This is a genomic window from Pseudomonas sp. UMAB-08 (genome assembly GCF_900095225.1).
In the GTDB taxonomy this organism is placed as follows: Bacteria; Pseudomonadota; Gammaproteobacteria; order Pseudomonadales; family Pseudomonadaceae; genus Aquipseudomonas.
In genome coordinates, this window is the sequence record NZ_LT607415.1 from 489,051 (window position 1) to 514,258 (window position 25,208).

General features: G+C 56.3%; 24 protein-coding genes. 20 read left to right on the forward strand and 4 right to left on the reverse strand.

The features are described 5' to 3' along the window. The first annotated feature begins 140 nt into the window (after positions 1–140). The 4 genes from K0F75_RS05345 (at position 141) to K0F75_RS05360 (ending at position 3,416) form a co-directional block, all read left to right on the forward strand. Positions 141–1,580, forward strand: a complete 1,440-nt coding sequence (locus K0F75_RS05345; RefSeq protein WP_219060797.1) for a PLP-dependent aminotransferase family protein — start codon at positions 141–143, stop codon at positions 1,578–1,580. 119 nt (positions 1,581–1,699) lie between these two features. Continuing rightward, complete coding sequence (locus K0F75_RS05350) at positions 1,700–2,380, forward strand: translation initiation factor 2 (RefSeq protein WP_219060798.1); 681 nt, start codon at positions 1,700–1,702, stop codon at positions 2,378–2,380. A 100-nt stretch (positions 2,381–2,480) separates the two neighbouring features. Next, the gene (locus K0F75_RS05355) at positions 2,481–2,738 is read left to right on the forward strand and encodes a YkgJ family cysteine cluster protein (protein WP_219060799.1); all 258 of its coding nucleotides are present in this window, start codon (positions 2,481–2,483) and stop codon (positions 2,736–2,738) included. A gap of 72 nt (positions 2,739–2,810) precedes the next feature. Beyond that, positions 2,811–3,416: an START domain-containing protein gene (locus K0F75_RS05360; protein ID WP_219060800.1), complete on the forward strand. Its 606-nt coding sequence runs from the start codon at positions 2,811–2,813 to the stop codon at positions 3,414–3,416. Positions 3,417–3,529: 113 nt separating this feature from the next. Here the strand turns inward: K0F75_RS05360 and gltA are convergent, their stop codons facing one another. After that, a complete protein-coding gene (gltA, locus tag K0F75_RS05365) occupies positions 3,530–4,819 on the reverse strand; it encodes a citrate synthase (protein ID WP_219060801.1) in 1,290 nt (429 codons plus the stop codon). 364 nt (positions 4,820–5,183) lie between these two features. Here gltA and sdhC point away from each other — a divergent pair, with 364 nt between their 5' ends. The 12 genes from sdhC (at position 5,184) to K0F75_RS05425 (ending at position 19,569) form a co-directional block, all read left to right on the forward strand. After that, the gene (gene sdhC / locus K0F75_RS05370; RefSeq protein WP_219060802.1) at positions 5,184–5,558 is read left to right on the forward strand and encodes a succinate dehydrogenase, cytochrome b556 subunit; all 375 of its coding nucleotides are present in this window, start codon (positions 5,184–5,186) and stop codon (positions 5,556–5,558) included. Continuing rightward, positions 5,552–5,920, forward strand: coding sequence for a succinate dehydrogenase, hydrophobic membrane anchor protein (sdhD, locus tag K0F75_RS05375; protein ID WP_219060803.1), 369 nt, complete (start codon positions 5,552–5,554; stop codon positions 5,918–5,920). Before sdhC ends, sdhD begins: the two co-directional genes overlap by 7 nt. Positions 5,921–5,923: 3 nt before the next feature. Continuing rightward, complete coding sequence (gene sdhA, locus K0F75_RS05380; RefSeq protein ID WP_219060804.1) at positions 5,924–7,696, forward strand: succinate dehydrogenase flavoprotein subunit; 1,773 nt, start codon at positions 5,924–5,926, stop codon at positions 7,694–7,696. Between the two features lie 11 nt (positions 7,697–7,707). Next, positions 7,708–8,412: a succinate dehydrogenase iron-sulfur subunit gene (locus K0F75_RS05385; protein WP_219060805.1), complete on the forward strand. Its 705-nt coding sequence runs from the start codon at positions 7,708–7,710 to the stop codon at positions 8,410–8,412. Between the two features lie 277 nt (positions 8,413–8,689). After that, positions 8,690–11,521 (forward strand): 2-oxoglutarate dehydrogenase E1 component, encoded by a 2,832-nt coding sequence (locus tag K0F75_RS05390; RefSeq protein WP_219060806.1) that lies wholly within the window; start codon positions 8,690–8,692, stop codon positions 11,519–11,521. A 42-nt stretch (positions 11,522–11,563) separates the two neighbouring features. Continuing rightward, positions 11,564–12,790, forward strand: coding sequence for a 2-oxoglutarate dehydrogenase complex dihydrolipoyllysine-residue succinyltransferase (gene odhB / locus K0F75_RS05395; protein ID WP_219060807.1), 1,227 nt, complete (start codon positions 11,564–11,566; stop codon positions 12,788–12,790). A gap of 125 nt (positions 12,791–12,915) precedes the next feature. Continuing rightward, the gene (gene lpdA / locus K0F75_RS05400) at positions 12,916–14,352 is read left to right on the forward strand and encodes a dihydrolipoyl dehydrogenase (RefSeq protein ID WP_219060808.1); all 1,437 of its coding nucleotides are present in this window, start codon (positions 12,916–12,918) and stop codon (positions 14,350–14,352) included. A gap of 217 nt (positions 14,353–14,569) precedes the next feature. After that, positions 14,570–15,736, forward strand: coding sequence for an ADP-forming succinate--CoA ligase subunit beta (sucC, locus tag K0F75_RS05405; protein ID WP_219060809.1), 1,167 nt, complete (start codon positions 14,570–14,572; stop codon positions 15,734–15,736). Then, a complete protein-coding gene (gene sucD, locus K0F75_RS05410) occupies positions 15,736–16,617 on the forward strand; it encodes a succinate--CoA ligase subunit alpha (RefSeq protein ID WP_219060810.1) in 882 nt (293 codons plus the stop codon). The genes sucC and sucD overlap by 1 nt, the downstream gene beginning before the upstream one ends. Before the next feature lie 316 nt (positions 16,618–16,933). Next, positions 16,934–18,247, forward strand: coding sequence for a branched-chain amino acid transport system II carrier protein (gene brnQ, locus K0F75_RS05415; RefSeq protein WP_219060811.1), 1,314 nt, complete (start codon positions 16,934–16,936; stop codon positions 18,245–18,247). A gap of 192 nt (positions 18,248–18,439) precedes the next feature. Next, a complete protein-coding gene (locus K0F75_RS05420) occupies positions 18,440–19,183 on the forward strand; it encodes a DUF599 domain-containing protein (RefSeq protein ID WP_219060812.1) in 744 nt (247 codons plus the stop codon). Next, positions 19,180–19,569, forward strand: coding sequence for an MAPEG family protein (locus K0F75_RS05425; protein WP_219060813.1), 390 nt, complete (start codon positions 19,180–19,182; stop codon positions 19,567–19,569). Before K0F75_RS05420 ends, K0F75_RS05425 begins: the two co-directional genes overlap by 4 nt. 51 nt (positions 19,570–19,620) lie before the next feature. On the opposite strand, the gene K0F75_RS05430 is transcribed toward K0F75_RS05425, so the two are convergent. Further along, positions 19,621–19,878 (reverse strand): hypothetical protein, encoded by a 258-nt coding sequence (locus K0F75_RS05430; protein ID WP_219060814.1) that lies wholly within the window; start codon positions 19,876–19,878, stop codon positions 19,621–19,623. Positions 19,879–20,035: 157 nt separating this feature from the next. Here K0F75_RS05430 and K0F75_RS05435 point away from each other — a divergent pair, with 157 nt between their 5' ends. The 4 genes from K0F75_RS05435 (at position 20,036) to K0F75_RS05450 (ending at position 23,756) form a co-directional block, all read left to right on the forward strand. After that, complete coding sequence (locus K0F75_RS05435; RefSeq protein ID WP_219060815.1) at positions 20,036–20,515, forward strand: PaaI family thioesterase; 480 nt, start codon at positions 20,036–20,038, stop codon at positions 20,513–20,515. After that, positions 20,512–20,955, forward strand: a complete 444-nt coding sequence (locus tag K0F75_RS05440) for a PaaI family thioesterase (protein WP_219060816.1) — start codon at positions 20,512–20,514, stop codon at positions 20,953–20,955. The genes K0F75_RS05435 and K0F75_RS05440 overlap by 4 nt, the downstream gene beginning before the upstream one ends. Before the next feature lie 103 nt (positions 20,956–21,058). Then, a complete protein-coding gene (gene htpG / locus K0F75_RS05445) occupies positions 21,059–22,963 on the forward strand; it encodes a molecular chaperone HtpG (protein WP_219060817.1) in 1,905 nt (634 codons plus the stop codon). Positions 22,964–23,027: 64 nt separating this feature from the next. Beyond that, on the forward strand, positions 23,028–23,756 hold the full coding sequence (locus K0F75_RS05450) for a dienelactone hydrolase family protein (protein WP_219060818.1): 729 nt from the start codon (positions 23,028–23,030) through the stop codon (positions 23,754–23,756). Between the two features lie 103 nt (positions 23,757–23,859). Here K0F75_RS05450 and K0F75_RS05455 read toward each other — a convergent pair whose 3' ends face one another. Next, positions 23,860–24,720, reverse strand: a complete 861-nt coding sequence (locus K0F75_RS05455; RefSeq protein WP_219060864.1) for a pirin family protein — start codon at positions 24,718–24,720, stop codon at positions 23,860–23,862. A gap of 57 nt (positions 24,721–24,777) precedes the next feature. Continuing rightward, positions 24,778–25,197, reverse strand: a complete 420-nt coding sequence (locus K0F75_RS05460; protein WP_219060819.1) for an OsmC family protein — start codon at positions 25,195–25,197, stop codon at positions 24,778–24,780. Positions 25,198–25,208: the final 11 nt, after the last annotated feature.

Consider the following 25,208-nt stretch of genomic DNA (forward strand, 5'->3'; position numbering starts at 1 on the left):
TTCGATGGAATTGTTCTATCACTACCCAGGAGGGCTATCATTTCTTGAAACTGTCCCCGTACACTTCCTGACTGTTACGGTAGTCACCCGTCTTGAACACTTTATAAAAATAAGTTGTCAGCAGCATCGAGGGCCGCGTCATGACCAATCTTCTACTTTATCAACGCATTGCTCAGCAACTGGCTGAGGATATTCGCCGGGGTGTCTATCAACCCGGTGAGCGCGTGCCCTCTGTTCGCAAAATGAGTTCGCAGCTCAATGTCAGCCATGCAACGGTGTTGCAGGCCTATGCAAACCTTGAAGATCAAGGTTTGATCCGGGCGCGTCCGCAGTCGGGTTATTACGTGCACCAGACGCCGGCGCTGACTGCGCCCACCCCGGACATCGCTCGCGTAGAACGTCCTGGTCTGGTCACTCGCAGTAGCATTATCCAGCAGGTTTTAGTCGAATCACGCCGCGAAGGTGTGTTTCCGTTAGGGGCTGCGGTGCCTCACGTAGACTATCTGCCAGTTCGGGCGCTGCACCAGCAGTTGGCAAAAGTGACGCGCTTTCAGAGCCCGCGCGCTTTCAGCTATATGTTCAGTCCCGGTTTCGAGCCGTTGCGTCGTCAGGTTGCCATTCGTATGCGCGATGCCGGGGTGGTGGTCGATCCGTCCGAGGTAGTGATTACCCACGGTTGTGTCGATGCGTTGCAAATGTCCTTGCGGGTACTGACCCGGCCCGGTGATCTGATCGCGACTGAGTCGCCCACCTATTATGGTTTGCTGCAAATGGCCGACCTTCTGGGGCTCAAGGTCATCGAGATTCCGAGTGATCCTGCCACCGGCATCAGCCTTGAAGCGTTGCAACTGGCGGCCAACCAGTGGTCGATCAAGGCGTTGGTGATGACATCGCGTCTGAGCAATCCATTGGGTGGGACCGTGCCTGAAGAGCGGCAGAAGCATCTGCTGCGACTCGCCTCGGATTTTGATATTCAGATTGTGGAAGACGACATTTATGGCGAGCTGATGTTTGAGCTCGGGCGAACCAAGGCGTTGAAGGCCTTTGACCGGCTGGGCAGGGTGATTTATTGCTCGAGTTTTTCCAAGACCTTGGCGCCCGGTGTGCGTATCGGCTGGACGATTGCCGGAAAGTATCAAGCGGAAATCCAGCGATTACAGACATTCAGTACCCATTCAGCCTGCAGCGTCACCCAAATGGGCGTTGCTGCTTATCTGGAAAACGGCGGTTATGACCGGCATTTAAGGTTCATTCGCCTGGAATACCGCAAAAACTTGAGCGCGTTCCAGTTGGCGGTGCAGCAATATTTCCCGGAAGGAACTCAAATGAGTCGGCCAACGGGAGGATTTATTCTGTGGGTGAGCTTGCCGGGGCGGGTTAACACCCAGGAATTGCATGTGCGAGCCCTGGAGCAGGGAATCAGCATTGCGCCGGGGCTTATTTTTAGCAATACAGAGCAGTTCAATCACTGTATTCGGCTCAACTGTGGTATCCCGTGGAACCGCGAAGCGGAGCGCGCACTGATGACTTTGGGCATGCTCGCCAAGCAACTGTGTCAAGAAACGGCGCAAGCTTACTGAGGTGTTACCTCAGGGGTGAATCCTGTACTCAGCGCTTTGCACTCGTCCGGTTTGAATCTGCTGGCTTGTCATGAACCCTTCAACAGGCCAGCATATGGCCCTCTGCCTTGCTGCCATTTATGTCTATGAATTTTCTTCGTTGTATCGGGTTGCTGTTAATTGTACTGGTGAGTGCCTGTGGTCCTGAAAAACCTTCTGCGCCGGTGCCTAAGGTCGTACCAGAAGCAGCGTCGGGTGTACCGGTGGACGCGGGGGGCAAGCCGGTCGTCGTGCCACCTGCGCCAATCGCAGCGCAGGTGCATGTCCATGAGTTGAAACCTAACATTCCGGTGGTCCCGGTAGTGGTGACTCCAGGCCTGGCGGCCTCGATGAAGAAAGCCGCTGCCGCCAAAGCACCTGTCACCCCGTCGGCGGCGGTGACTCCCTCAGCCAAGGCGTCCGTACAAAAGACTGTCTCCGGCAAAGCCATGCCCGAGTCGACCCCGGCAAAGCCTCGCGCGCCGATGGCCAGCAAGACCAAGCCCGCCAGTGAAGTGGTGCGGCAAACCCGTCTCTCCCAGCCGAATCTGGACTTGAGTCTGCCGACAGATATGGTCAAGGAGATGGCGCCCGTTGGTACGGTGGCGCCTATCGCTAACAAGTCTTTATTGCCACCCATGTTTGGCGAGAAAAAAACGGCTCCGGAAGGTCCTTTCCAGCTCAACGGCCGCTTGCTGAATAACGCAATGAAGCTGCAAATGCGCGACGAAAATCGGCGGGAAGTCGAAGGTGCCGCCCTCGATTTCGAGTTCAAGCAGTAACGCTAAAAAGCGGTCTGCCGTCAGACTGATTTCAAACGGCCGTTTTAGCGGGTAATATCCCTCGATACTTTAACCATTGCCGGTCGCGAGGATATTCGTTATGGACTGTCGTCCAGATTGCGGGGCCTGCTGCATCGCACCTTCTATCAGTTCGCCAATTCCTGGCATGCCCAATGGCAAGGCCGCAGGAGAGCGCTGCCTGCATCTTTCTGTCGAATCGTTGTGTGGTTTGTTCGGCAGGTCCGAGCGACCTGCCGTGTGCAGTGCGTTTTCGCCGGATGAGGAGGTCTGTGGGTCGAGCCAGGCGGAGGCTATTCGTCTGATTGGCTGGTGGGAGCAAGCGACCGCAGTGGCGTGATGGCCTTTACTCAAGCAGAACTGATTTCCCGCAAACCGGTTTACCGGAACTTTGACAACAAGGAATAAAATAATGAGTTCGCTGCATCGGATAGCTGTTGTGTGTGGTTTGACTGTATTGATGGCTGCTGCCGCTCAGGCTGAAGACTGGAAAGTCGCGAAGGATGAGGGGGGTATCAACATCTCTTTGAGCGAAGTGGCGGGCTCCAAGTACAAGGCTTATCGCGGTGTCACTACGATCAAGGCGAGTGTGGCCAAGCTGCGCGGCCTGCAGGAAGACGTTGTGGGTGCTTGTACCTGGATTCATGAATGCAAGTCGCAGAAGTTGCTCAAGTATGACGGTGCCAAGACGTGGACCTACACCCAGTTCAATACCCCTTGGCCTGTGACTCCGCGCGACTCGGTGTTGCTGGTGACTTCCGAGCAGGGCGCTGATGGCACTCTGACGCGCACGCTAAAGGGCGAGCCAACGTATATTCCAGAGGAAAAAGGCTTTGTGCGGGTCGCGCAGGTAGAGGGTTTCTGGAAATTTGTTCCCAAAGGTGCCGATCAAACCGAAGTGACGTACCAGGTTCATACCGAGCCGGGTGGTAGCGTGCCGTCCTGGCTGGCCAACAAGTTTGTGGTGGACGCTCCTTTCAATACCTTGAAGGCGTTGAAAGAGAAGGCGGAGAAGTAATCGATCCTGATCGTCGGGGGCTGATGACAGCTTTCCTGGCGCTACAAAAAAGGGCTGCCAATGGCAGCCCTTTTTTAATTCTCGACGGTTTAGGTCGAGAATGGTTTGCAGTCTTACTTGCGATCTTCCAGTGGCACGATGTCGCGAGACACGTAGCCAGTGTACAGCTGGCGAGGACGGCCAATCTTGTACGGGCTGGAGAGCATTTCTTTCCAATGCGAGATCCAGCCGACGGTCCGCGCCAAGGCGAAGATCACGGTGAACATGCTGGTTGGAATACCGATAGCTTTCAGGATGATGCCCGAATAGAAGTCTACGTTCGGGTACAGCGAGCGTTCGATGAAGTACGGGTCGGTCAGGGCGATCTCTTCGAGACGCATGGCCAGTTCCAGCTGTGGATCGTTGGTGATGCCCAGCTCTCTTAGTACTTCGTCGCAGGTCTGCTTCATCACGGTGGCGCGCGGATCGCGGTTTTTGTAAACCCGGTGACCGAAGCCCATCAACTTGAACGGATCGTTCTTGTCTTTGGCCTTGGCAATGAATTTGTCGATGTTCGAGACATCGCCAATTTCATCGAGCATAGCCAATACTGCTTCGTTGGCGCCGCCGTGTGCCGGGCCCCAAAGAGCTGCGATGCCGGCAGCGATGCAGGCGAACGGGTTGGCGCCCGAGGAACCGGCCATGCGCACAGTAGAGGTCGACGCATTCTGCTCGTGATCGGCGTGCAGGATAAAGATCTTATCCATTGCCTTGGCCAACACCGGGCTGATCGGTTTGATCTCGCAGGGGGTGTTGAACATCATGTGCAGGAAGTTTTCTGCGTAGTTCAGGTCGTTGCGCGGGTACATCATGGGTTGCCCCATGGAATATTTGTACACCATCGCTGCCAGGGTAGGCATTTTTGCAACCAGACGGATCGCGGAGATTTCACGATGCTGCGGGTTATTAATGTCCAGAGAGTCGTGATAGAACGCCGACAGGGCACCCACCACGCCGCACATAACGGCCATTGGGTGAGCGTCGCGACGGAAACCGTTGAAGAATGTCTTCAACTGCTCGTGCACCATCGTGTGGTTCTTCACGGTGATCACGAACTGGGCTTTCTGTTCGGTCGTCGGCAGTTCGCCGTTGAGCAACAGGTAGCAGGTTTCCAGGTAATCCGATTCTGCAGCAAGCTGTTCGATCGGGTAGCCGCGGTGCAACAGGATGCCTTTGTCACCGTCGATATAGGTAATCTTCGACTCGCAAGAGGCGGTCGACATGAAACCAGGGTCGAATGTGAAGTGGCCGGTGGCGGTTAGACCGCGAACGTCGATTACATCGGGACCCACGGTGCCGGTCAGAATTGGCAGCTCGACGGGGGCTGCGCCCTCGATGATCAACTGCGCTTTTTTGTCAGCCATGTGGCCTCCTATATATGCTTCAAATCATCAGACAGACCCCCCACGCAGGGCCCGCACCACTATAGTGAGATAAATCTTAAAGTCAATTTGCCTAAAGTCTTGCTGCAGAGGGCTTCGGGCGAGGTTTTTCCGTGAAGATTCGAGCCGTTTACGCCTTTTATAAGTCGGGCGCAATTGCCTATTAGCGTGAGGTCTGCGCGTTGTCATTAGTGACCTAACTGTCTATACTCTGGCTCCGACCGCCGGGGGCTTTAGGGCCTGTTTCATGGGGGTCGTCACTCTCTGGGTGGTGGGTACCTGACCAGTGCACTTCCCAACAACTTTGCCCTGATTGTTAGGGGCTCTTCAAGTGTGAAAAAAAGCCGTGAATAGCCAACGACCTGTAAACCTCGACCTAAGGACCATCAAACTCCCAGTCACTGCTTACACGTCCATTCTTCACCGTATTTCCGGTGTCATCCTCTTTGTCGGCCTTGCCATCATGCTTTATGCATTGGGCAAATCGCTGGGCTCCGAGGAAGGTTTCGGGGAAGTGAAGGCGTGTTTGACCAGTGTGCTAGCCAAGCTAGTAATTTGGAGCCTGCTGTCCGCCTTGCTGTATCACTTGGTGGCAGGTATTCGCCACTTGATCATGGACATGGGCATCGGTGAAACGCTGGAAGGCGGCAAACTGGGCTCGAAAATCGTTCTCGCCGTCTCCGCGGTGCTGATCGTTCTGGCGGGAGTATGGATATGGTAACCAACGTCACTAACCTGTCGCGTTCGGGCCTCTATGACTGGATGGCACAGCGCGTATCTGCGGTCGTGCTCGCGGCTTATTTCATATTCCTGATCGGGTACCTCATCGCGAACCCTGGCCTGGGGTACGCCCAATGGCACGCGCTGTTCGCTAACAACGCGATGCGTATCTTCAGTCTGCTGGCCTTTGTTGCTCTGGGCGCTCACGCCTGGGTTGGCATGTGGACCATCGCGACCGATTACCTGACGCCGATGGCGCTGGGCAAGTCCGCGACTGCAGTACGTTTCCTCTTCCAGGCTGTCTGCGGCATCGCGATGTTCGCTTACTTCGTCTGGGGTGTGCAGATTCTTTGGGGTATCTGATTCATGGCTAACATTAATACGCTTTCTTTTGACGCCATCATCATCGGTGGCGGCGGCGCTGGCATGCGCGCAGCATTGCAGCTGGCCCAAGGCGGTCACAAGACCGCTGTAGTTACAAAGGTATTCCCGACTCGTTCCCATACCGTTTCCGCTCAGGGTGGCATCACCTGTGCCATCGCCTCCGCAGATCCAAACGATGACTGGCGCTGGCACATGTACGATACCGTCAAGGGCTCCGATTACATCGGTGACCAGGACGCTATCGAATACATGTGTTCCGTAGGCCCGGAAGCGGTCTTCGAACTCGAGCACATGGGTCTGCCGTTCTCCCGTACCGAGCAAGGCCGTATCTATCAGCGTCCGTTCGGCGGTCAGTCGAAAGACTTTGGCAAGGGCGGTCAGGCTGCACGTACTTGCGCAGCTGCCGACCGTACCGGTCACGCGTTGCTGCACACCCTTTACCAAGCCAACCTGAAAGCCGGCACTGTATTCCTCAACGAATACTATGCAGTGGATCTGGTGAAGAACCAGGACGGCGTGTTCGTCGGCATCATCGCGATCTGCATCGAAACCGGTGAGACTTCGTACATCCGCGCAAACGCGACTGTACTGGCCACTGGCGGCGCTGGCCGTATCTACTCGTCGACCACCAACGCACTGATCAATACCGGTGACGGTATCGGCATGGCGCTGCGTGCAGGCGTGCCGGTTCAGGATATCGAGATGTGGCAGTTCCACCCAACCGGCATCGCCGGCGCAGGTGTACTGGTTACTGAAGGTTGCCGTGGTGAAGGTGGTTACCTGATCAACAAGCATGGCGAGCGTTTCATGGAGCGTTATGCTCCGAACGCCAAAGACCTTGCTGGTCGTGACGTAGTAGCACGCTCCATGGTTAAAGAGATCATCGCCGGTAACGGTTGTGGTCCGGATGGCGATCACGTAATGCTCAAGCTCGATCACCTGGGCGAAGAAGTGTTGCACAGCCGTCTGCCAGGTATCTGCGAATTGTCCAAGACATTCGCTCACGTCGATCCAGTGACCGATCCGGTTCCTGTGGTTCCGACATGCCACTACATGATGGGCGGCGTTGCCACCAACATTCATGGTCAGGCAATCACTCAGAACGCTGCTGGCGTGGACACCATCATCCCGGGTCTGTTCGCTGTCGGCGAAGTGGCTTGCGTATCGGTGCACGGCGCCAACCGTCTGGGCGGTAACTCGTTGCTCGACCTGGTGGTCTTCGGCCGCGCTGCCGGTATCCACCTGGAACAAAGCCTGCGTGAAGGTGTTGAATACCGCCGCGCGACTGAAACCGATGTTGACTTCGCACTCGAGCGCCTTGCTGGCTTGAACGCGCGGACCACCGGTGAAGACGTCGCTTCGCTGCGTAAAGAACTGCAAAGCTGCATGCAGAACTACTTTGGTGTGTTCCGTACTGGCGAATACATGCAGAAGGGTATTGCTCAGTTGGCAGGCCTGCGCGAGCGCATCGCCAACGTCAAGATCAACGACAAGAGCCAGGCGTTCAACACGGCTCGGATCGAAGCTCTGGAACTGCAAAACCTGCTGGAAGTTGCTGAAGCTACCGCGATTGCCGCAGAAAATCGTAAAGAGTCCCGCGGCGCTCACGCCCGTGAAGACTTTGAAGATCGCGATGACGTGAACTGGCTGTGCCACACCCTGTACTTCCCGGGTGAAAAACGCGTAGCCAAGCGTGCCGTGAACTTCTCGCCGAAGACTGTTCCGACTTTCCAACCCATGATCCGCACTTATTAAGGGTGGCCGATATGTTGCAAGTCAGTGTTTATCGCTACAACCCGGATCAGGACGCTGCACCGTTCATGCAGGAATTCAAGGTCAATACCAACGGTAAAGACTTGATGGTTCTGGACGTGCTGGCCCTGATCAAAGAGCAGGACGAGGGTTTCTCCTATCGTCGCTCTTGCCGTGAAGGCGTGTGTGGCTCAGACGGCATGAACATCAACGGTAAAAACGGCCTGGCATGTATCACGCCGCTGTCCGCCGTGGTCAAGGGCAACAAGCTGGTGGTACGTCCACTGCCTGGTTTGCCGGTTATTCGTGACCTGGTCGTCGATATGAGCATCTTCTATAAGCAGTACGAGAAGGTGAAGCCTTACCTGCTGAACGACACGCCGGCTCCGGCCATCGAGCGTCTGCAGTCGCCAGAAGAACGCGAGAAGCTGGACGGTTTGTACGAGTGCATTCTGTGCGCTTGCTGCTCGACTTCCTGCCCGTCCTTCTGGTGGAACCCTGACAAGTTCCTCGGTCCAGCTGCACTGCTGCAAGCCTACCGTTTCCTGGCTGACAGCCGTGACACTCATACCCAGGAACGTCTGGCTTCGCTGGATGACCCGTTCAGCGTTTTCCGCTGCCGCGGGATCATGAACTGCGTGAACGTGTGTCCGAAGGGCCTGAACCCAACCAAGGCTATCGGTCACGTTCGCAGCATGCTGCTGCAAAGCGGCGTCTGATTTGACTGTTGTACTCGTAACACCGTAACACCCGTAACTGATGTACCTGTACTAGCTGCGGCGCAGGCTTCAACCGGCGCCGTAGTTTTAACCTGAGCAGTAGCTCATAAAGCTGCGGCTCTTACTTTGAAGAAATGAGACCAGCAGGGGCATCCGGGCTGGTACCCGGACTATCTGCGTGAACCTTGGTGGCTTGTCTGAGTCGTTTCACATGGACTTTGTCAGGTTTACTGCGGTGTCTTCGCCGGTGGTGTCCCCTTACCGAGGGTGACCAAGCATGCAAGAAAGCGTGATGCAGCGCATGTGGAACAGTGCCCACCTTTCCGGTGGTAACGCTGCCTATGTGGAAGAGCTCTACGAGCTCTACCTGCACGACCCTAACGCTGTGCCAGAAGAATGGCGCACCTACTTTCAGAAGTTGCCAGCTGACGGCAGCACTGCCACCGATGTTTCGCACTCGACAATCCGCGATCATTTTGTGTTGCTGGCCAAAAACCAGCGCCGCGCCCAACCGGTTTCCGCCGGTAGCGTGAGCAGCGAACACGAGAAGAAGCAGGTTGAAGTTCTGCGACTGATCCAGGCTTATCGGATGCGGGGCCATCAGGGCGCCCAACTCGATCCGCTGGGATTGTGGCAACGTCCTGCGCCAGCCGACTTGTCGATCAATCATTACGGTCTGACGAACGCTGATCTTGATACAACTTTCCGCGCCGGCGATTTGTTCATCGGCAAAGAGGAAACTAGCCTACGCGAAATTCTCGAAGCGTTGCAGCAGACATATTGCCGCACCATTGGCTCTGAATTTACCCATATTGTCGATTCCGAGCAGCGTAACTGGTTTATGCAGCGCCTCGAAAGCGTGCGCGGGCGTCCAGCGTTCTCCGCTGACATCCAAAGCCACTTGCTCGAGCGCGTGACTGCCGCTGAAGGCCTGGAAAAATACCTGGGTACCAAATACCCCGGCACCAAGCGTTTCGGTCTGGAAGGCGGCGAAAGCCTGATTCCGATGCTGGATGAGTTGATCCAGCGTTCGGGCTCTTACGGCACCAAAGAAATCGTGATCGGCATGGCCCACCGGGGACGTCTGAACGTCCTGGTCAACACCTTCGGCAAGAACCCGCGCGATCTGTTCGACGAGTTCGAAGGCAAGAAAAAGGTCGAGCTCGGTTCCGGTGACGTTAAATATCACCAGGGTTTCTCGTCCAACGTGATGACAGCCGGTGGCGAAGTCCACTTGGCGATGGCATTCAACCCGTCTCACCTGGAGATCGTTTCTCCTGTGGTGGAAGGGTCGGTGCGTGCACGCCAGGATCGTCGTAACGATCCGACCGGTGATAAGGTTCTGCCAATTTCCATCCACGGTGACGCTGCGTTCGCAGGTCAGGGCGTGGTCCTGGAAACCTTCCAGATGTCGCAGACTCGCGGCTTCAAGACGGGCGGCACGATCCATATCGTCATCAACAACCAGGTTGGCTTCACCATCAGCAACCCGGAAGACGCGCGCTCCACCGAGTACGCGACCGACGTTGCCAAGATGATTCAGGCGCCGATTCTCCATGTGAATGGTGATGACCCTGAAGCCGTCGTGTTCGTGACCCAGTTGGCCATCGACTACCGCATGCAGTTCAAGCGTGACGTGGTGATCGATCTGGTCTGCTACCGTCGTCGTGGCCACAACGAAGCTGACGAACCAAGCGGTACCCAGCCGTTGATGTACCAGCAGATTGCCAAACAGCGCACCACTCGTGAGCTGTATGCCGAGCGCCTGACCCTGGCTGGTATTCTCGACGACGCGCGCGTGCAGGCAAAAATCGACGACTATCGCAATGCGCTGGACAACGGTCTGCATGTAGTAAAAAGCCTGGTCAAAGAGCCGAACAAAGAACTGTTCGTCGATTGGCGTCCGTATCTGGGCCATGCCTGGACTGCTCGTCACGACACCCGTTTCGACTTGAAGACCTTGCAAGAACTGTCCGCCAAACTGATGGAGCTGCCAGAAGGCTTCGTGGTTCAGCGTCAGGTGTCGAAGATCTACGAAGATCGTCAGAAAATGCAAGTTGGCGGCCTGCCGATCAACTGGGGTTACGCCGAAACCATGGCGTACGCGACTCTGGCATTCGAAGGTCATCCGATTCGCATGACCGGCCAGGACATCGGCCGCGGTACGTTCTCGCACCGCCATGCTGCGCTGCATAACCAGAAAGATGGCGCTACCTACATTCCTCTGCAGAATCTGTACAAAGGTCAGCCGCGTTTTGACCTGTACGATTCCCTGTTGTCGGAAGAAGCGGTATTGGCGTTCGAGTACGGTTATTCGACCACTGAGCCTAATGCACTGGTTATCTGGGAAGCCCAGTTCGGCGACTTCGCCAACGGTGCCCAAGTGGTTATTGACCAGTTCATCACCAGTGGCGAGCACAAGTGGGGCCGTCTGTGCGGTCTGACCATGTTGCTGCCGCACGGTTATGAAGGTCAGGGACCAGAGCACTCGTCTGCGCGTCTGGAGCGTTACCTGCAATTGTGCGCTGAGCACAATATTCAGGTGTGCGTACCAACGACCCCTGCTCAGATCTACCACTTGTTGCGTCGTCAGGTCATTCGTCCGCTGCGTAAACCGCTGATTGTGCTGACGCCGAAGTCCTTGCTGCGTCACAAACTGGCGATTTCGACCCTGGAAGATCTGGCTGAAGGTTCGTTCCAGACCGTTATTCCAGAAGTCGACGCGCAGGATCCGGAAAAAGTGGGTCGCCTCGTGCTGTGTAGCGGCAAGGTCTACTACGACCTCCTGGAAAAACGCCGTGCCGAAGGTCGTGATGACATCGCCATCGTGCGTCTTGAGCAACTGTACCCGTTCCCGGAAGACGACTTGATCGAAGTCCTGGGCCCGTACAAAAACCTCAAGCACATCGTTTGGTGTCAGGAAGAGCCAATGAACCAGGGTGCCTGGTACTGCAGCCAGCATCACATGCGTCGGATCATCAGCGGTCACAACAAGGCATTGTTCCTTGAGTACGCTGGTCGTGACGCGTCTGCAGCGCCTGCGTGTGGCTATGCATCGATGCACGCTGAGCAGCAGGAAAAACTGCTGCAAGATGCCTTCACTGTTTAACGCCTTCGCGCATTAGAAACCGAATTTAAGGAATTACAGATAATGGCTATCGAGATCAAAGCCCCCTCTTTCCCGGAATCAGTTGCCGATGGCACCATTTCCAAATGGCATAAACAGCCGGGCGAAGCGGTAAAGCGTGACGAGCTGCTGGTTGACATCGAGACTGACAAAGTTGTTCTCGAAGTGTTGGCTGAAGCTGACGGCGTGTTGGCATCGATCGTGAAGGGCGAGGGCGAAACTGTCCTGTCCAATGAACTGATCGCGACCCTGGATGCAGGCGCTACTGCCTCTGCCGCTCCAGTGGCTGCTGCTCCTGCTGCATCGGCCCAAGTGGCTGCTGCTCCAGCTGCTGCTGGCGACGAAGATGCAATCGGTGCTCCAGCTGCGCGCAAGCTGGCTGAAGAAAACGGCATCAACCTGAATAACGTCAAAGGCACCGGTAAAGACGGTCGTGTGACCAAGGAAGACGTGGTTGCTGCGATTGAAGCGAAGAAATCCGCTCCAGCCGCTGCGCCCGCGCCTGCCAAAGTCGCTGCCGCGGCTGCTCCAGTGTTCGCTGCCGGTGATCGCGTCGAGAAGCGCGTTCCAATGACTCGCCTGCGTGCCAAGGTTGCAGAGCGTCTGGTTGATGCTCAGTCGAACATGGCGATGCTGACCACGTTCAACGAAGTCAACATGAAGCCGGTCATGGACCTGCGTTCGAAGTACAAGGACCTGTTCGAGAAGTCGCACAACGGCGTACGTCTGGGCTTCATGTCGTTCTTCGTGAAAGCGGCCACCGAAGCGCTGAAACGCTACCCTGCGGTCAATGCCTCGATCGACGGTACTGACATCGTTTACCACGGTTACTCCGACGTCGGTGTTGCCGTGTCCAGCGACCGTGGTCTGGTTGTGCCGGTTCTGCGTAACGCCGAACTGATGAGCCTGGCAGAAATCGAAGGCGGCATTGCCAACTTCGGTAAAAAAGCCAAAGACGGCAAGCTGACCATGGACGACATGACTGGCGGTACCTTCACCATCTCCAACGGTGGTACCTTCGGTTCGTTGCTGTCGACCCCGATCGTCAACCCGCCACAAGCCGCCATCCTGGGCATGCACAAAATCCAGGAGCGTCCAATGGCGGTCAAGGGTGAGGTCGTGATCCTGCCGATGATGTATCTGGCACTTTCGTATGACCACCGTTTGATCGACGGTAAAGAAGCAGTGACCTTCCTGGTTACCATCAAGGACTTGCTGGAAGACCCAGCCCGTCTGCTGCTGGATATCTGATTTCGTCTGTCGGGCAGGGTCGTGGTTGATCACGATGTCCTGCCTGATTGTTGAATGAACCAGCTTCGTCCCACGACGGTCCTCACAAGGGGCCGTCCGGTTTGATTTGAAAAAAGGAATGACTCATGACCCAGAAATTCGATTTGGTAGTGATTGGTGCGGGCCCTGGCGGTTATGTTGCCGCTATCAAGGCAGCGCAACTTGGCCTCAAGACTGCCTGCATCGAGAAATATCAGGACAAGGAGGGCAAACTTGCCCTTGGCGGTACTTGCCTGAACGTCGGTTGCATTCCATCCAAGGCGCTGCTGGACAGCTCCTGGAAATTCTACGAAGCTAAAAACGGCTTCAAAGTCCACGGCATCTCGACGTCCGACGTGACCATGGATGTGCCAGCCATGGTTGGCCGTAAATCGACCATCGTCAAAGGCCTGACTGGCGGCGTAGCCAGCCTGTTCAAAGCCAATGGCGTGATTTCCCTGCAAGGCCACGGCAAGTTGCTGGCCGGCAAGAAAGTCGAACTGACTCACCCTGATGGCACGGTCGAAGTGATCGAAGCCGAGAACGTGATCCTTGCTTCTGGCTCGCGTCCGATCGACATTCCTCCTGCTCCGGTCGATAACAACGTTATCGTTGATTCCACTGGTGCCCTTGAGTTCCAGCAAGTTCCGAAACGCCTGGGCGTGATCGGCGCTGGCGTGATCGGCCTTGAACTGGGTTCGGTCTGGGCTCGTCTGGGTGCACAGGTCACTGTCCTCGAAGCTCTGGAAAAATTCATTCCAGCGGCTGATGAGCAGGTTTCCAAAGAAGCCTTGAAGACCTTCACCAAGCAAGGTCTGGACATCAAGCTCGGCGCGCGCGTGACCGGCTCCAAGGTCAGCGGCGAAGAAGTCGTGGTGACCTACACTGACGCCACTGGCGAACAGACCATTACTTTCGACAAGCTGATTGTTGCTGTTGGCCGTCGCCCGGTGACCACAGAGCTGTTGGCTTCCGACAGCGGCGTAACCATTGACGAACGCGGCTTTATCTTCGTTGATGATCAGTGCGCTACCAGCGTTCCAGGTGTTTACGCCATTGGTGACGTGGTTCGTGGTCTGATGCTGGCGCACAAGGCCTCGGAAGAGGGCATCATGGTCGTTGAACGCATCAAGGGTCACAAAGCCCAGATCAACTACGACCTGATTCCTTCGGTTATCTACACCCATCCGGAAATCGCATGGGTCGGTAAAACCGAGCAAACCTTGAAGGCTGAAGGCGTTGAAGTTAATGTGGGCACCTTCCCGTTTGCTGCCAGTGGCCGTGCCATGGCTGCAAACGATACCGGCGGCTTTGTAAAAGTCATCGCCGACGCCAAGTCTGACCGCGTATTGGGCGTCCACGTGATTGGTCCAGGCGCTGCAGAGTTGGTACAGCAGGGCGCAATCGCTATGGAATTCGGCAGCAGCGCTGAAGATATCGGGATGATGGTCTTCTCTCACCCGACGTTGTCCGAAGCGTTGCACGAAGCAGCACTGGCAGTGAATGGCGGCGCCATCCACATCCAGAATAAAAAGAAACGCTAAGACAATAAGAAACCACGACGGACTGCCCGTCGTGAGCCTTGCTAGCAAGTCTCACCGCGGAACGTCCGCCGGACTCGAACTTATGGGCGCCTTCAGGAACGTACAGAGCATTGTTTCGGCACATTCCTGAGGTCATCCGAGGTAGCGGTCACAGGTGGTGCGGCACTTCTCGAAGTGCAGCACCGAATGCGCAGCACTAACGAAGACGGTAATAAGCATGAATCTTCACGAATATCAGGGTAAGCAGCTCTTCGCTGAATACGGCCTGCCAGTATCCAAAGGCTACGCAGTCGACACCCCGGAAGCAGCAGCAGAAGCTTGCGATAAAATTGGCGGAACCGAATGGGTCGTCAAAGCCCAGGTTCACGCGGGTGGTCGCGGTAAGGCGGGCGGCGTAAAGCTGGTTCGTAGCAAAGAAGAAGCCAAGGCTTTCGCTCAACAGTGGTTGGGCAAGCGTCTGGTGACTTACCAGACTGATGCCACTGGTCAGCCAGTGACCAAGATCCTGGTTGAAACCTGCACCGACATCGCCAAAGAGCTGTACCTGGGCGCTGTAGTGGATCGTTCGAGCCGTCGTATCGTGTTCATGGCTTCCACCGAAGGTGGCGTGGACATTGAGAAAATCGCTAACGATACCCCTGAGAAGATTCTTAAGGCCACTATCGATCCGCTGGTAGGCGCTCAGCCTTTCCAGGGTCGTGACCTGGCTTTCCAACTGGGCCTTAAAGGCGACCAGATCAAGCAGTTCACCAACATCTTCGTTGGCTTGGCCAAGCTGTTCCAGGACTACGACCTGGCGCTGCTGGAAGTGAACCCGCTCGTTATCAAGGCTGACGGCAACCTGCATTGCCTCGATGCCAAGATCAACATCGATCCTAACGCTGTTTACCGCCAGCCAAAGCTGAAAGCTTTCCACGATCCATCGCAAGATGATCCGCGCGAAGCTCACGCTGCCAAGTTCGAACTGAACTACGTGGCGCTGGAAGGTAACATCGGTTGCATGGTCAATGGCGCTGGCCTGGCCATGGGCACCATGGACATCGTCAATCTGCATGGCGGCAAACCAGCCAACTTCCTCGACGTTGGCGGCGGCGCGACCAAAGAACGCGTAACTGAAGCGTTCAAGATCATTCTGTCCGACAGCAATGTCGCGGCAGTACTGGTCAACATCTTCGGCGGCATCGTTCGTTGCGACATGATTGCCGAAGGCATCATCGGCGCAGTGAAAGAAGTTGGCGTAAAAATCCCGGTTGTTGTTCGCCTTGAAGGTAACAACGCTGAACTGGGCGCTAAAGTACTGGCAGAAAGCGGTTTGAACATCATCGCGGCTACCAGCCTGACCGACGCTGCTCAACAAGTTGTCAAAGCTGCGGAGGGCAAGTAATGAGCGTCCTGATCAATAAAGATACCAAAGTCATCTGCCAGGGTTTCACGGGCGCACAAGGTACTTTCCACTCCGAGCAAGCCATTGCCTACGGCACCAAAATGGTTGGCGGCGTGACACCGGGCAAGGGCGGGACCACTCACCTGGACCTGCCAGTGTTCAACACTGTGCGCGAAGCTGTAGAAGCCACGGGCGCTACTGCCAGCGTGATCTACGTTCCAGCTCCGTTCTGCAAGGACTCCATCCTTGAAGCAGCCCTCAGCGGTATCAAGCTGATCGTCTGCATCACTGAAGGCATCCCGACCCTCGACATGCTTGATGCCAAGGTCAAGTGCGACGAGCTGGGCGTGGTCCTGATCGGGCCTAACTGCCCAGGCGTGATCACGCCAGGCGAATGCAAAATCGGCATCATGCCAGGTCACATTCACTTGCCAGGTAAAGTCGGTATCGTGTCGCGTTCCGGCACCCTGACTTACGAAGCTGTGAAGCAGACCACTGATGCCGGTTTCGGTCAGTCCACTTGCGTGGGCATCGGCGGTGACCCGATTCCGGGCGCAAGCTTCATCGACATCCTGAAGCTGTTCCAGGAAGACCCGAAGACTGAAGCGATCGTCATGATCGGTGAAATCGGCGGTTCGGCTGAAGAAGAAGCGGCTGCCTACATCAAGGCACACGTGACCAAGCCAGTTGTTTCCTACATCGCTGGTGTGACTGCCCCTGCGGGCAAGCGCATGGGCCATGCTGGCGCAATCATCTCTGGCGGCAAAGGCACTGCAGACGAGAAATTTGCTGCGCTGCAAGACGCGGGTGTAAAAACCGTGCGTTCGCTGGCAGACATCGGCAAGGCCCTGGCCGAGCTGACCGGTTGGGCTGTCAAGTAAGCTTCTGCTGACCTGACAACGCAATCAACAAAGGCCACCTTCGGGTGGCCTTTGTGCTTTCCGGGGTTTAGTGGTCGGGATGCAGCCACAGCCCTCACTGTCACAAATACGACACCGGAAGTCGTTAATGAGACAGTCCGCCCTATAACAGTGCGTTTTATGCCCTGATTCGTTAGGCTACTTGCCATTTTGCGTACCCGGGTCCCATAAGGAGCCGTTTCGCTTTACGTGCCTGTCTTATAAGGACCGGCAGCATTTCCCTAACCCTGCGGGAAATCCCCTCTAAATTCCGATTCAGTAGTGTGGTATTTCCGTAATGAAAGTGTTGAAAGGCCAGGACATTCTGGCACTTGGTTTTATGACGTTTGCCCTGTTTGTCGGGGCTGGCAATATCATCTTCCCTCCCATCGTGGGTTTGCAGGCCGGGCCGCATGTCTGGATGGCGGCGCTGGGTTTCCTGGTCACCGCAGTGGGCCTTCCGGTAGTCACGGTCATTGCCCTTGCCAAAGTCGGCGGTGCGATGGATGCGCTGAGCAGTCCTATTGGTAAAGTCGCTGGCGGTATTCTCGCGGCGGTCTGCTACCTCGCGGTGGGGCCGCTGTTCGCGACCCCACGCACGGCCACCGTGTCGTTCGAAGTGGGGCTGGCTCCACTGACAGGTGACAGCCCGCTGGCGCTGTTTCTGTATAGCCTGGTGTACTTCCTCGTTGTGTTCTGGGTGTCGCTGTATCCAGGCCGCTTGCTCGACACCGTGGGTCGCTTCCTTGCCCCGCTAAAAATCTTCGCGCTGGCTGTACTGGGCATTGCTGCATTCGCCTTGCCTGCTGGCGATATTGGTGTTGCCGAGCCGGCGTATGTGGCTGCGCCGTTTTCCCAAGGCTTTATCAATGGGTACCTGACCATGGATACCCTGGGGGCGCTGGTGTTCGGCATTGTCATCGTCAACGCTATTCGCTCGCGGGGCGTCGATTCGCCACAGCTGATCACCCGATACGCAATCATTGCCGGGCTGATCGCCGGCCTGGGTCTGGCGCTGGTCTATATCTGCCTGTTTCGCTTGGGGTCAGGCAGCCATGCAATCGCGGCGGGGGCGGGCAACGGTGCCGTCGTGCTGCACGCCTACGTGCAACACACCTTCGGTTCGTTGGGCAGTGGTTTTCTTGCGGTGCTGATCTCGTTGGCCTGTCTAGTGACGGCTGTCGGTCTGACCTGCGCCTGTGCCGAATATTTCAGCAATATCTTGCCGCTGTCTTACAAAACGCTGGTGATCTTGCTGGCCGGTTTTTCGTTGCTGGTGTCCAACCTGGGGCTGACCAAGCTGATTTTATTCTCCATCCCGGTGCTGACAGCGATCTACCCGCCGTGCATCGTCCTGGTGGCGTTGAGCTTCTGCAAGGACTTCTGGCACTCACAAAGTCGCATCGTCGCGCCAGTGATGTTGGTGTCGCTATTGTTCGGCATCATCGACGCCTGCAAGGGTGCGGGCCTGGCTGATTGGTTGCCGACTCGGCTGGCGCATTTGCCTTTGAGTGAGCAAGGCCTGGCGTGGCTGGTGCCCGCGGTGATCACGCTGGTTGGCGCATTCATCTGCGACCGGCTGCTGGGTAAACGCCGCGAAGCGCTGGCCTGAAGTGACTGCCAACAGGTCGCGATGCTAAATCGCGACCTGTTGGCAGCATGCTGCAACAATCAAAAAACCTGCATTTGCTGATGCGGGTTTTTTTTGCACAAACGATCAGTGCCTTTTTCCATGGGGTATCGTCGAAGCAGAGGGAATGCTCTTTACTGTTCTCAATCCTGCCCACGTGCTTCGGAATAATGCATGCCGTTCATTCAAGCCAATCTGATTCATCTCATGGCAGCACTCTGGTTCATCATCTGCTGGGGAGGTTACACCCGCTATGCCAGCCTGAAGGCCGCCGACACTGCTTGCCTGGCCAGTGTGTTGCACCTTTATCGGGAGGACTGGATGCGCCGAATGCTGCTGCGCGACAACCGTATCGCCGATGCCAGCGTGATCGGTAATCTGGAGCGCAACGCCTCTTTTTTTGCGTCGAGCACCTTGATCATCCTTGCCGGTATTCTCACCGTATTGGGCGCTTCCGAGCGGGCGGTGTCGCTGTTGGCGGACATTCCCATGGTCCAGCAGGTTTCGCAGGGCATGTCAGAAATCAAACTGTTGTGCCTGGCAACCGTCTTCGTCTACGCCTTTTTTACATTCAGTTGGTGCATGCGTCAGTACAACTTCGCGGCGGTGCTGATCGGCTCTGCGCCCATGGTCGGTGAGCGCCATGTCAGCGAGTTGGAGCGCAAGTCATTTGCCTTACGCGCTGCCCGGGTTATCTCCATGGCTGCCAACCAGTTCAACTTCGGGTTGCGCGCTTACTATTTCGGCATGACGATGCTCGCCTGGTTCGTCAGTCCCTGGTTATTCATGTTGATGAGCACAGGGGTAGTGTTGGTGTTGTACCGGCGAGAGTTTCATTCCGACGTGTTGCAAGTGATGGTCTACACCCAAACGGAGGCTCCGACTGCGGAGCCCATCAAGGAGACGACAGCGTTATGAGTATCCCTTTCTGGTGTTTGTTTATCAGTGCTGTGTTGATTTATGTAGCGCGGATACCGGTCGCCAAGGCGATGAAAGAGCAGGGCGGATACAACAACCATTTGCCGCGTGCCCAGCAGGCGCAATTGACCGGTTATGGCGCCCGCGCGTTGGCGGCGCATCAGAACAGTTTCGAAGCGTTCGTGTTGTTTTCGGCGGGAGTGTTTGTCGCCCATACCACGCAGACGCAAGGCTTTTTAATCGACGGGATCGCGGTGACTTTCGTGATTGCGCGTTTGATTTTTCTGGGGGCGTATCTGGCGGATATTCCGACCGTGCGTAGCCTGGCCTGGTTTGTCGGGCTGTTATGTTCGTTGGTGTTAATGCTCAGCCCGTTGCTGCGCTGAAACTAATGAAGCCCGCTACGCGCGGGCTTCATGGTCTGAAAGCGCCTCAGCTTACTTGGTAGTGGTTGGCGCTGGGGCCTGACCGTTGGCTTCTTTTGCGCGCTCTTGAGCGGCTTCAGCATTCTTCTGGGCGGCTTCCTGACTTTCTTTGGCGGCGTCGTTGACTTTGTCTTGGGCCTTATTCATCGACTCTTGGGATTCTTGCGCCGCTTTGTTGGCATCTTGCTGTTTGTTCTCGCTGGCTTTATCGCACGCGGCGAGACCCAGAGTGGCAGAAAGCATCAGGGCACAGGCTAAAGATTTACGCATGGGGTGTTTCTCCTTATAAAGATATCTACGAGCCTTTCGAGCGCCGGCCCATAAATTTAGTTCCACTTTGCCTACAGATATATAAAGGTTGATGTTTCAGAGGCTTTACGCCGAGGCTATGCTGGCCTCCAATAAAAATAATCAGAGTCAGCGTTCAATGAGCGACAACCCCATTTTTGAGCGCGCGGTGCGCTTTATTTCGGTGCTCCGGCATTGCCAGGTTCTGGGCATGCGCGTGCACAGCGCGGATACCGACGGCATGACCCTGGTCCTCCCCTATAGCCCGCACATCGTTGGTAACCCGCAAACCGGCGTTATCCACGGCGGCGCGCTGACGTCGCTGATGGACACCGCCTGCGGGATTGCCACGCTTTGCGTGCTGCCGGAGTTCGAAGTGTGCCCGACCCTCGATCTGCGCATCGACTATATGCATCCCGCTGAACCACACAAAGACGTCTTTGGTTTTGCCCAGTGTTATCGGGTGACCACCGACGTTATGTTTATCCGGGGTTTTGCTTATCAAGCCGACCCGCAACAGCCGATTGCCCATGTGGTCGGGACGTTCATGCGCATGGGCAAGGGTGCTGCTACAGGCAGTAAAGGGTTGAGCGGCTCGATCAATGGCGGTGCGTCATGACGATTGATTTCAAGGACCAGGTTCGCCAGGCCCGTGAGCAGGACAGCTATGAAACGTTGTTCGAGTTGATTCCCTACGCGAGGCTGATTGGTATTGAGTGTTCGCGTCAGGATGATGAGTTGCTGTTTCGCCTGCCCGCCAACAAGGACAATATTGGTAACCCCCTGTTACCGGCCATTCACGGTGGCGTGATCGCAGGCTTCATGGAGCTGGCGGCAGCCATGCATTTGCTGGTTACCACCGGATCGGGCTCGGTTCCCAAGATCATCGACTTCTCGGTCGACTACCTGCGAGCCGGTTATTTTCGTGACACCTATGCACAGTGTCAGGTCTGGCGGCAGGGGCGACGGGTGGCCAATGTCGCTGTTACCGCCTGGCAGAGCACCTCGGCGGAGCCCATTGCCACGGCGCGGGCGCATTTTAAAATCGAAGAATCGTAGATCGGCACGTATAAGCCCTTGAAAAATCGGACCCAGCCCCCACTTTGATGACATCCCGCCGCTGTGTATGCGGCTTGTGCCATCTGATTGGAGTTTGATAACCATGAGTGTGGAAACTCAAAAGGAAACCCTGGGCTTCCAGACCGAGGTAAAGCAACTGCTGCACCTCATGATCCATTCGCTGTATTCCAACAAGGAAATTTTCCTTCGCGAATTGATCTCGAACGCCTCTGACGCTGTCGACAAATTACGTTTCGAAGCGTTGTCCAAACCGGACTTGCTCGAAGGTGGCGCTGAGCTGAAAATCCGTGTGAGTTTCGACAAGGACGCGAAAACCGTCACGCTCGAAGACAACGGTATCGGCATGAGCCGTGAAGATGCGATTACCCACTTGGGCACTATCGCCAAGTCGGGCACTGCTGACTTCATGAAGAACCTGTCCGGCGATCAGAAGAAAGATTCGCACCTGATCGGCCAATTCGGTGTGGGCTTCTATTCAGCATTCATCGTTGCCGATAAGGTTGAAGTGTTCAGCCGCCGTGCCGGCGTACCTGCCAGCGAAGGCGTGCACTGGGCGTCCAAGGGTGAAGGCGAGTTCGAAATCGCGACTCTTGAGAAAGCTGATCGTGGTACCCGTATTGTTCTGCACCTGAAAAGCGCTGAAGGTGAGTTCGCCGACGGTTATCGTCTGCGCAATATCATCAAGAAGTACTCCGATCACATCGCTTTGCCGATCCAGTTGCCGAAAGAACAGGCCGCTGTCGAAGGTGAAGCTGCGCCTGAGCAGGAATGGGAAACCGTCAACCGCGCCAGCGCACTCTGGACCCGTCCGCGCACCGAGGTGACGGACGAGGAATACCAGGAGTTCTACAAACACGTTGCTCACGATTTCGAAAACCCACTGAGCTGGAGCCACAACAAGGTCGAAGGCAAGCTGGAATACAGCTCGTTGCTGTACGTTCCGGGCCGTGCGCCTTTCGACCTGTATCAGCGTGAAGCGCCGCGTGGGCTGAAGCTGTATGTCCAGCGCGTATTCGTCATGGACCAGGCTGAGTCGTTCCTGCCGTTGTACATGCGGTTCATCAAGGGCGTGGTCGACTCCAATGACCTGTCTTTGAACGTATCCCGTGAAATCCTGCAGAAAGACCCGATCATCGATTCGATGAAATCGGCGCTGACCAAGCGCGTGCTGGACATGCTGGAAAAACTGGCGAAGAACGAGCCTGAGCAATACAAAGGCTTCTGGAAAAACTTCGGTCAGGTCATGAAAGAAGGCCCGGCAGAAGATTTCGCCAACAAAGAAAAAATTGCCGGCTTGCTGCGCTTTGCGTCGACCCACGAAGACGGCGGTGAGCAAGTTGTGGCGCTTGCTGAATATCTGGCGCGTGCCAAGGAAGGTCAGGACAAGATCTATTACCTGACTGGCGAAACCTACGCTCAGGTCAAGAACAGCCCGCACCTGGAAGTCTTCCGCAAGAAAGGCATCGAAGTGCTGCTGTTGACCGACCGTATCGATGAGTGGCTGATGAGCTACCTCAGCGACTTCGACGGCAAGGGTTTTGTCGACGTGGCCCGTGGTGACCTGGATCTGGGCAAGCTTGATTCCGAAGAGGACAAGAAAGCCCAGGAAGAAGTCGCCAAGGATAAAGAAGGCTTGATCGAACGGCTGAAAGTCGCTCTGGGCGACGCTGTCAGTGAAGTGCGGGTTTCCCACCGTCTGACCGACTCTCCTGCGATTCTGGCAATTGGCGAGCAGGACCTCGGTCTGCAGATGCGTCAGATTCTCGAGGCCAGTGGCCAGAAGGTTCCGGACTCCAAGCCAATCTTCGAATTCAACCCGGCCCACCCATTGATTGCCAAGCTTGATACTGAGCAGAGTGAAGAGCGATTCGGCGACCTGTCGCACATTCTCTTCGATCAGGCGGCCCTGGCCGCTGGTGATAGCTTGAAAGACCCAGCCGCTTATGTGCGCCGTCTGAACAAGCTCTTGGTAGAGTTGTCGGTTTAAACACCCGGTATGAAAATCCCGCTTCGGCGGGATTTTTTTATGTCATTTTCTTTGGAGGTCAGCAATGAGCAACGTGACTGTTCGTTCAGTGGTTTATCAGATTGATGGCCAGCCCTACGAGAGCCGTTTGGTGTTTGATTCCGGTGATGCGTCCTCGCGTCCGGGTCTGGTGATGGCGCCCAACTGGATGGGCGTTAGCCAAGGCGCGGAAAAAATCGCTCAGGCAGTGGCCGAGCAAGGTTATGTCGTGCTGGTGGCCGACCTGTATGGTCAGGGCACGCGCCCGAAAAATGGCGATGAGGCGGGCGCAGCGATGATGCCGCTTAAAAACGATCGGGCATTGTTGCGCAAGCGCATGCAGGCTGCGCTCGACGCATTGAAGTCTCAGGTCGACGCGCCTGTAGACACCCTCAAGCTGGCGACTTTCGGGTTCTGTTTCGGCGGTTGCTGCTCGCTTGAACTGGCCCGTACCGGCGCTGAATTGAAAGCGGCGGTGTCCTTCCACGGCACGCTGGACACATCCAACCCGGCGGACGCAAAAAATATCCAGGGGTCGGTGCTGGTCATGCACGGCGCTTCCGACCCATTGGTGCCTAAAGAGCAACTGCCTGCATTCGAAGCGGAAATGAATGCGGCGGGCGTGGATTGGCAATTGCTGAGCTACGGCGGTGCGGTGCACTCGTTCACCGATCCGGAAGCGAACACGCCGGGCATGATGATGTACGACGCAAAAACCGCCAAGCGCGCGTTTGCATCGATGCATAACTTGCTGGATGAAGTGTTCAAGGGCTGATAACTGAGGCCCTGAAGGGCCTGTCGCTCCTACATGGGGTCAGCATCAACGTGTAGGAGCGGGTTTGCCCGCGATGGCGGAGTATCAGGCACCCGGATTCAAGCTAAGGCAATTCAATCCTTTCCGTTTCACCCGGCACCGTCGGCCAATCACCGGCCGCCCAGCGGGCGCGCGCCTGTTCGATCAGCGCCGGGTCGCTGGCCACGAAATTCCAGTTGATCCGTCGTGGTCCGTCCAGCGCGGCGCCTCCAATCAGCACGGCATGACATGCGCTGTCAGCGCATAACGTCACGCGCTCTCCAGCCGGCAGCACGATCAAACTGCGTGCCTCTATCGGCTCGCCATCCAGTTGCGCCTCACCGCTCACCACATACAGCGCCCGCTCTTCGTGGTCAGCAGGGATCGTCAGCGCAGTGGCGGTTTGCAGGCTGACTTCGGCATATAGCGTCGGCGACAGCACCGGCACCGGGGATGTCAGGCAAAACCCGCTGCCGGCAATCATCCGAATACAGACGCCGAGGTCATCGCTAACCGGCAGTGTCTGTGCGGGATGATGGCTATAGTGCCCTAGGCCTTGTTCGTGTGGTTTAGGCAAGGCCAGCCAGACCTGCAGTCCATGCAGGCGTGAGCCGCTGCTGCGCAGCTTTTCCGGTGTGCGTTCGATGTGGGCAACGGCGCTACCGGCTGTCATCCAGCTTACGTCACCGGGCAGGACCAATTGGTCGCTGCCAAGGCTGTCCTTGTGCAAGAGCTGGCCCTCGAACAAGTAGGTGAGGGTAGACAAGCCGATATGCGGATGTTGACGGATATTCATGCCGCTGCCGGCCGGGTAATCGGTCTCCAGCATGTGATCAAAAAAAACGAAAGGGCCGATGCTGCGACATTTGGCTGACGGCAGCGGGCGCAGAATCGGTTGGCCTTCGACATCTTCTGTGCGGGGCTTGATTACGATCATGAGCGTCATCTCGGCAAGCAGTGCGGGTCGATGCACACAGCATACCCCGCCCTGACGTGTACGGCGCTATTGGTCGACGGCGGCTTCGGTCAGGTGAGTTTCGATGCTGACTTCAGTCGTGGTCATCAGCTTGTGTACCGGGCAGCGATCGGCGATGCGATGCAGCAGGGTACGCTGCTCATTGCTCAGCATGCCCTCAAGGGTCAGCTCAACATGCAGATGATACTTGCCTTCCCGTTCCTGGCTGCTGTCGTGTTTGACCTCGACAGTGACACCCGTCAGCGGGATGTCGTGTTTTTCGGCATACAGTTTGAGCGTCAACGCCTTGCACGCGCCCAGGGCTGCATCGAAATAATCATGCGGATCAGGCGCGGAGTCTTCGCCGCCGAGGCTTACTGGAAGATCGGTGAGCAGCTTATGTTTGTGATTGATTTCAATGCTGTGGCGATAGCCGTTGCCGGACAGCGTGTGGACAGTGATGGTCATGGAAAACCTCT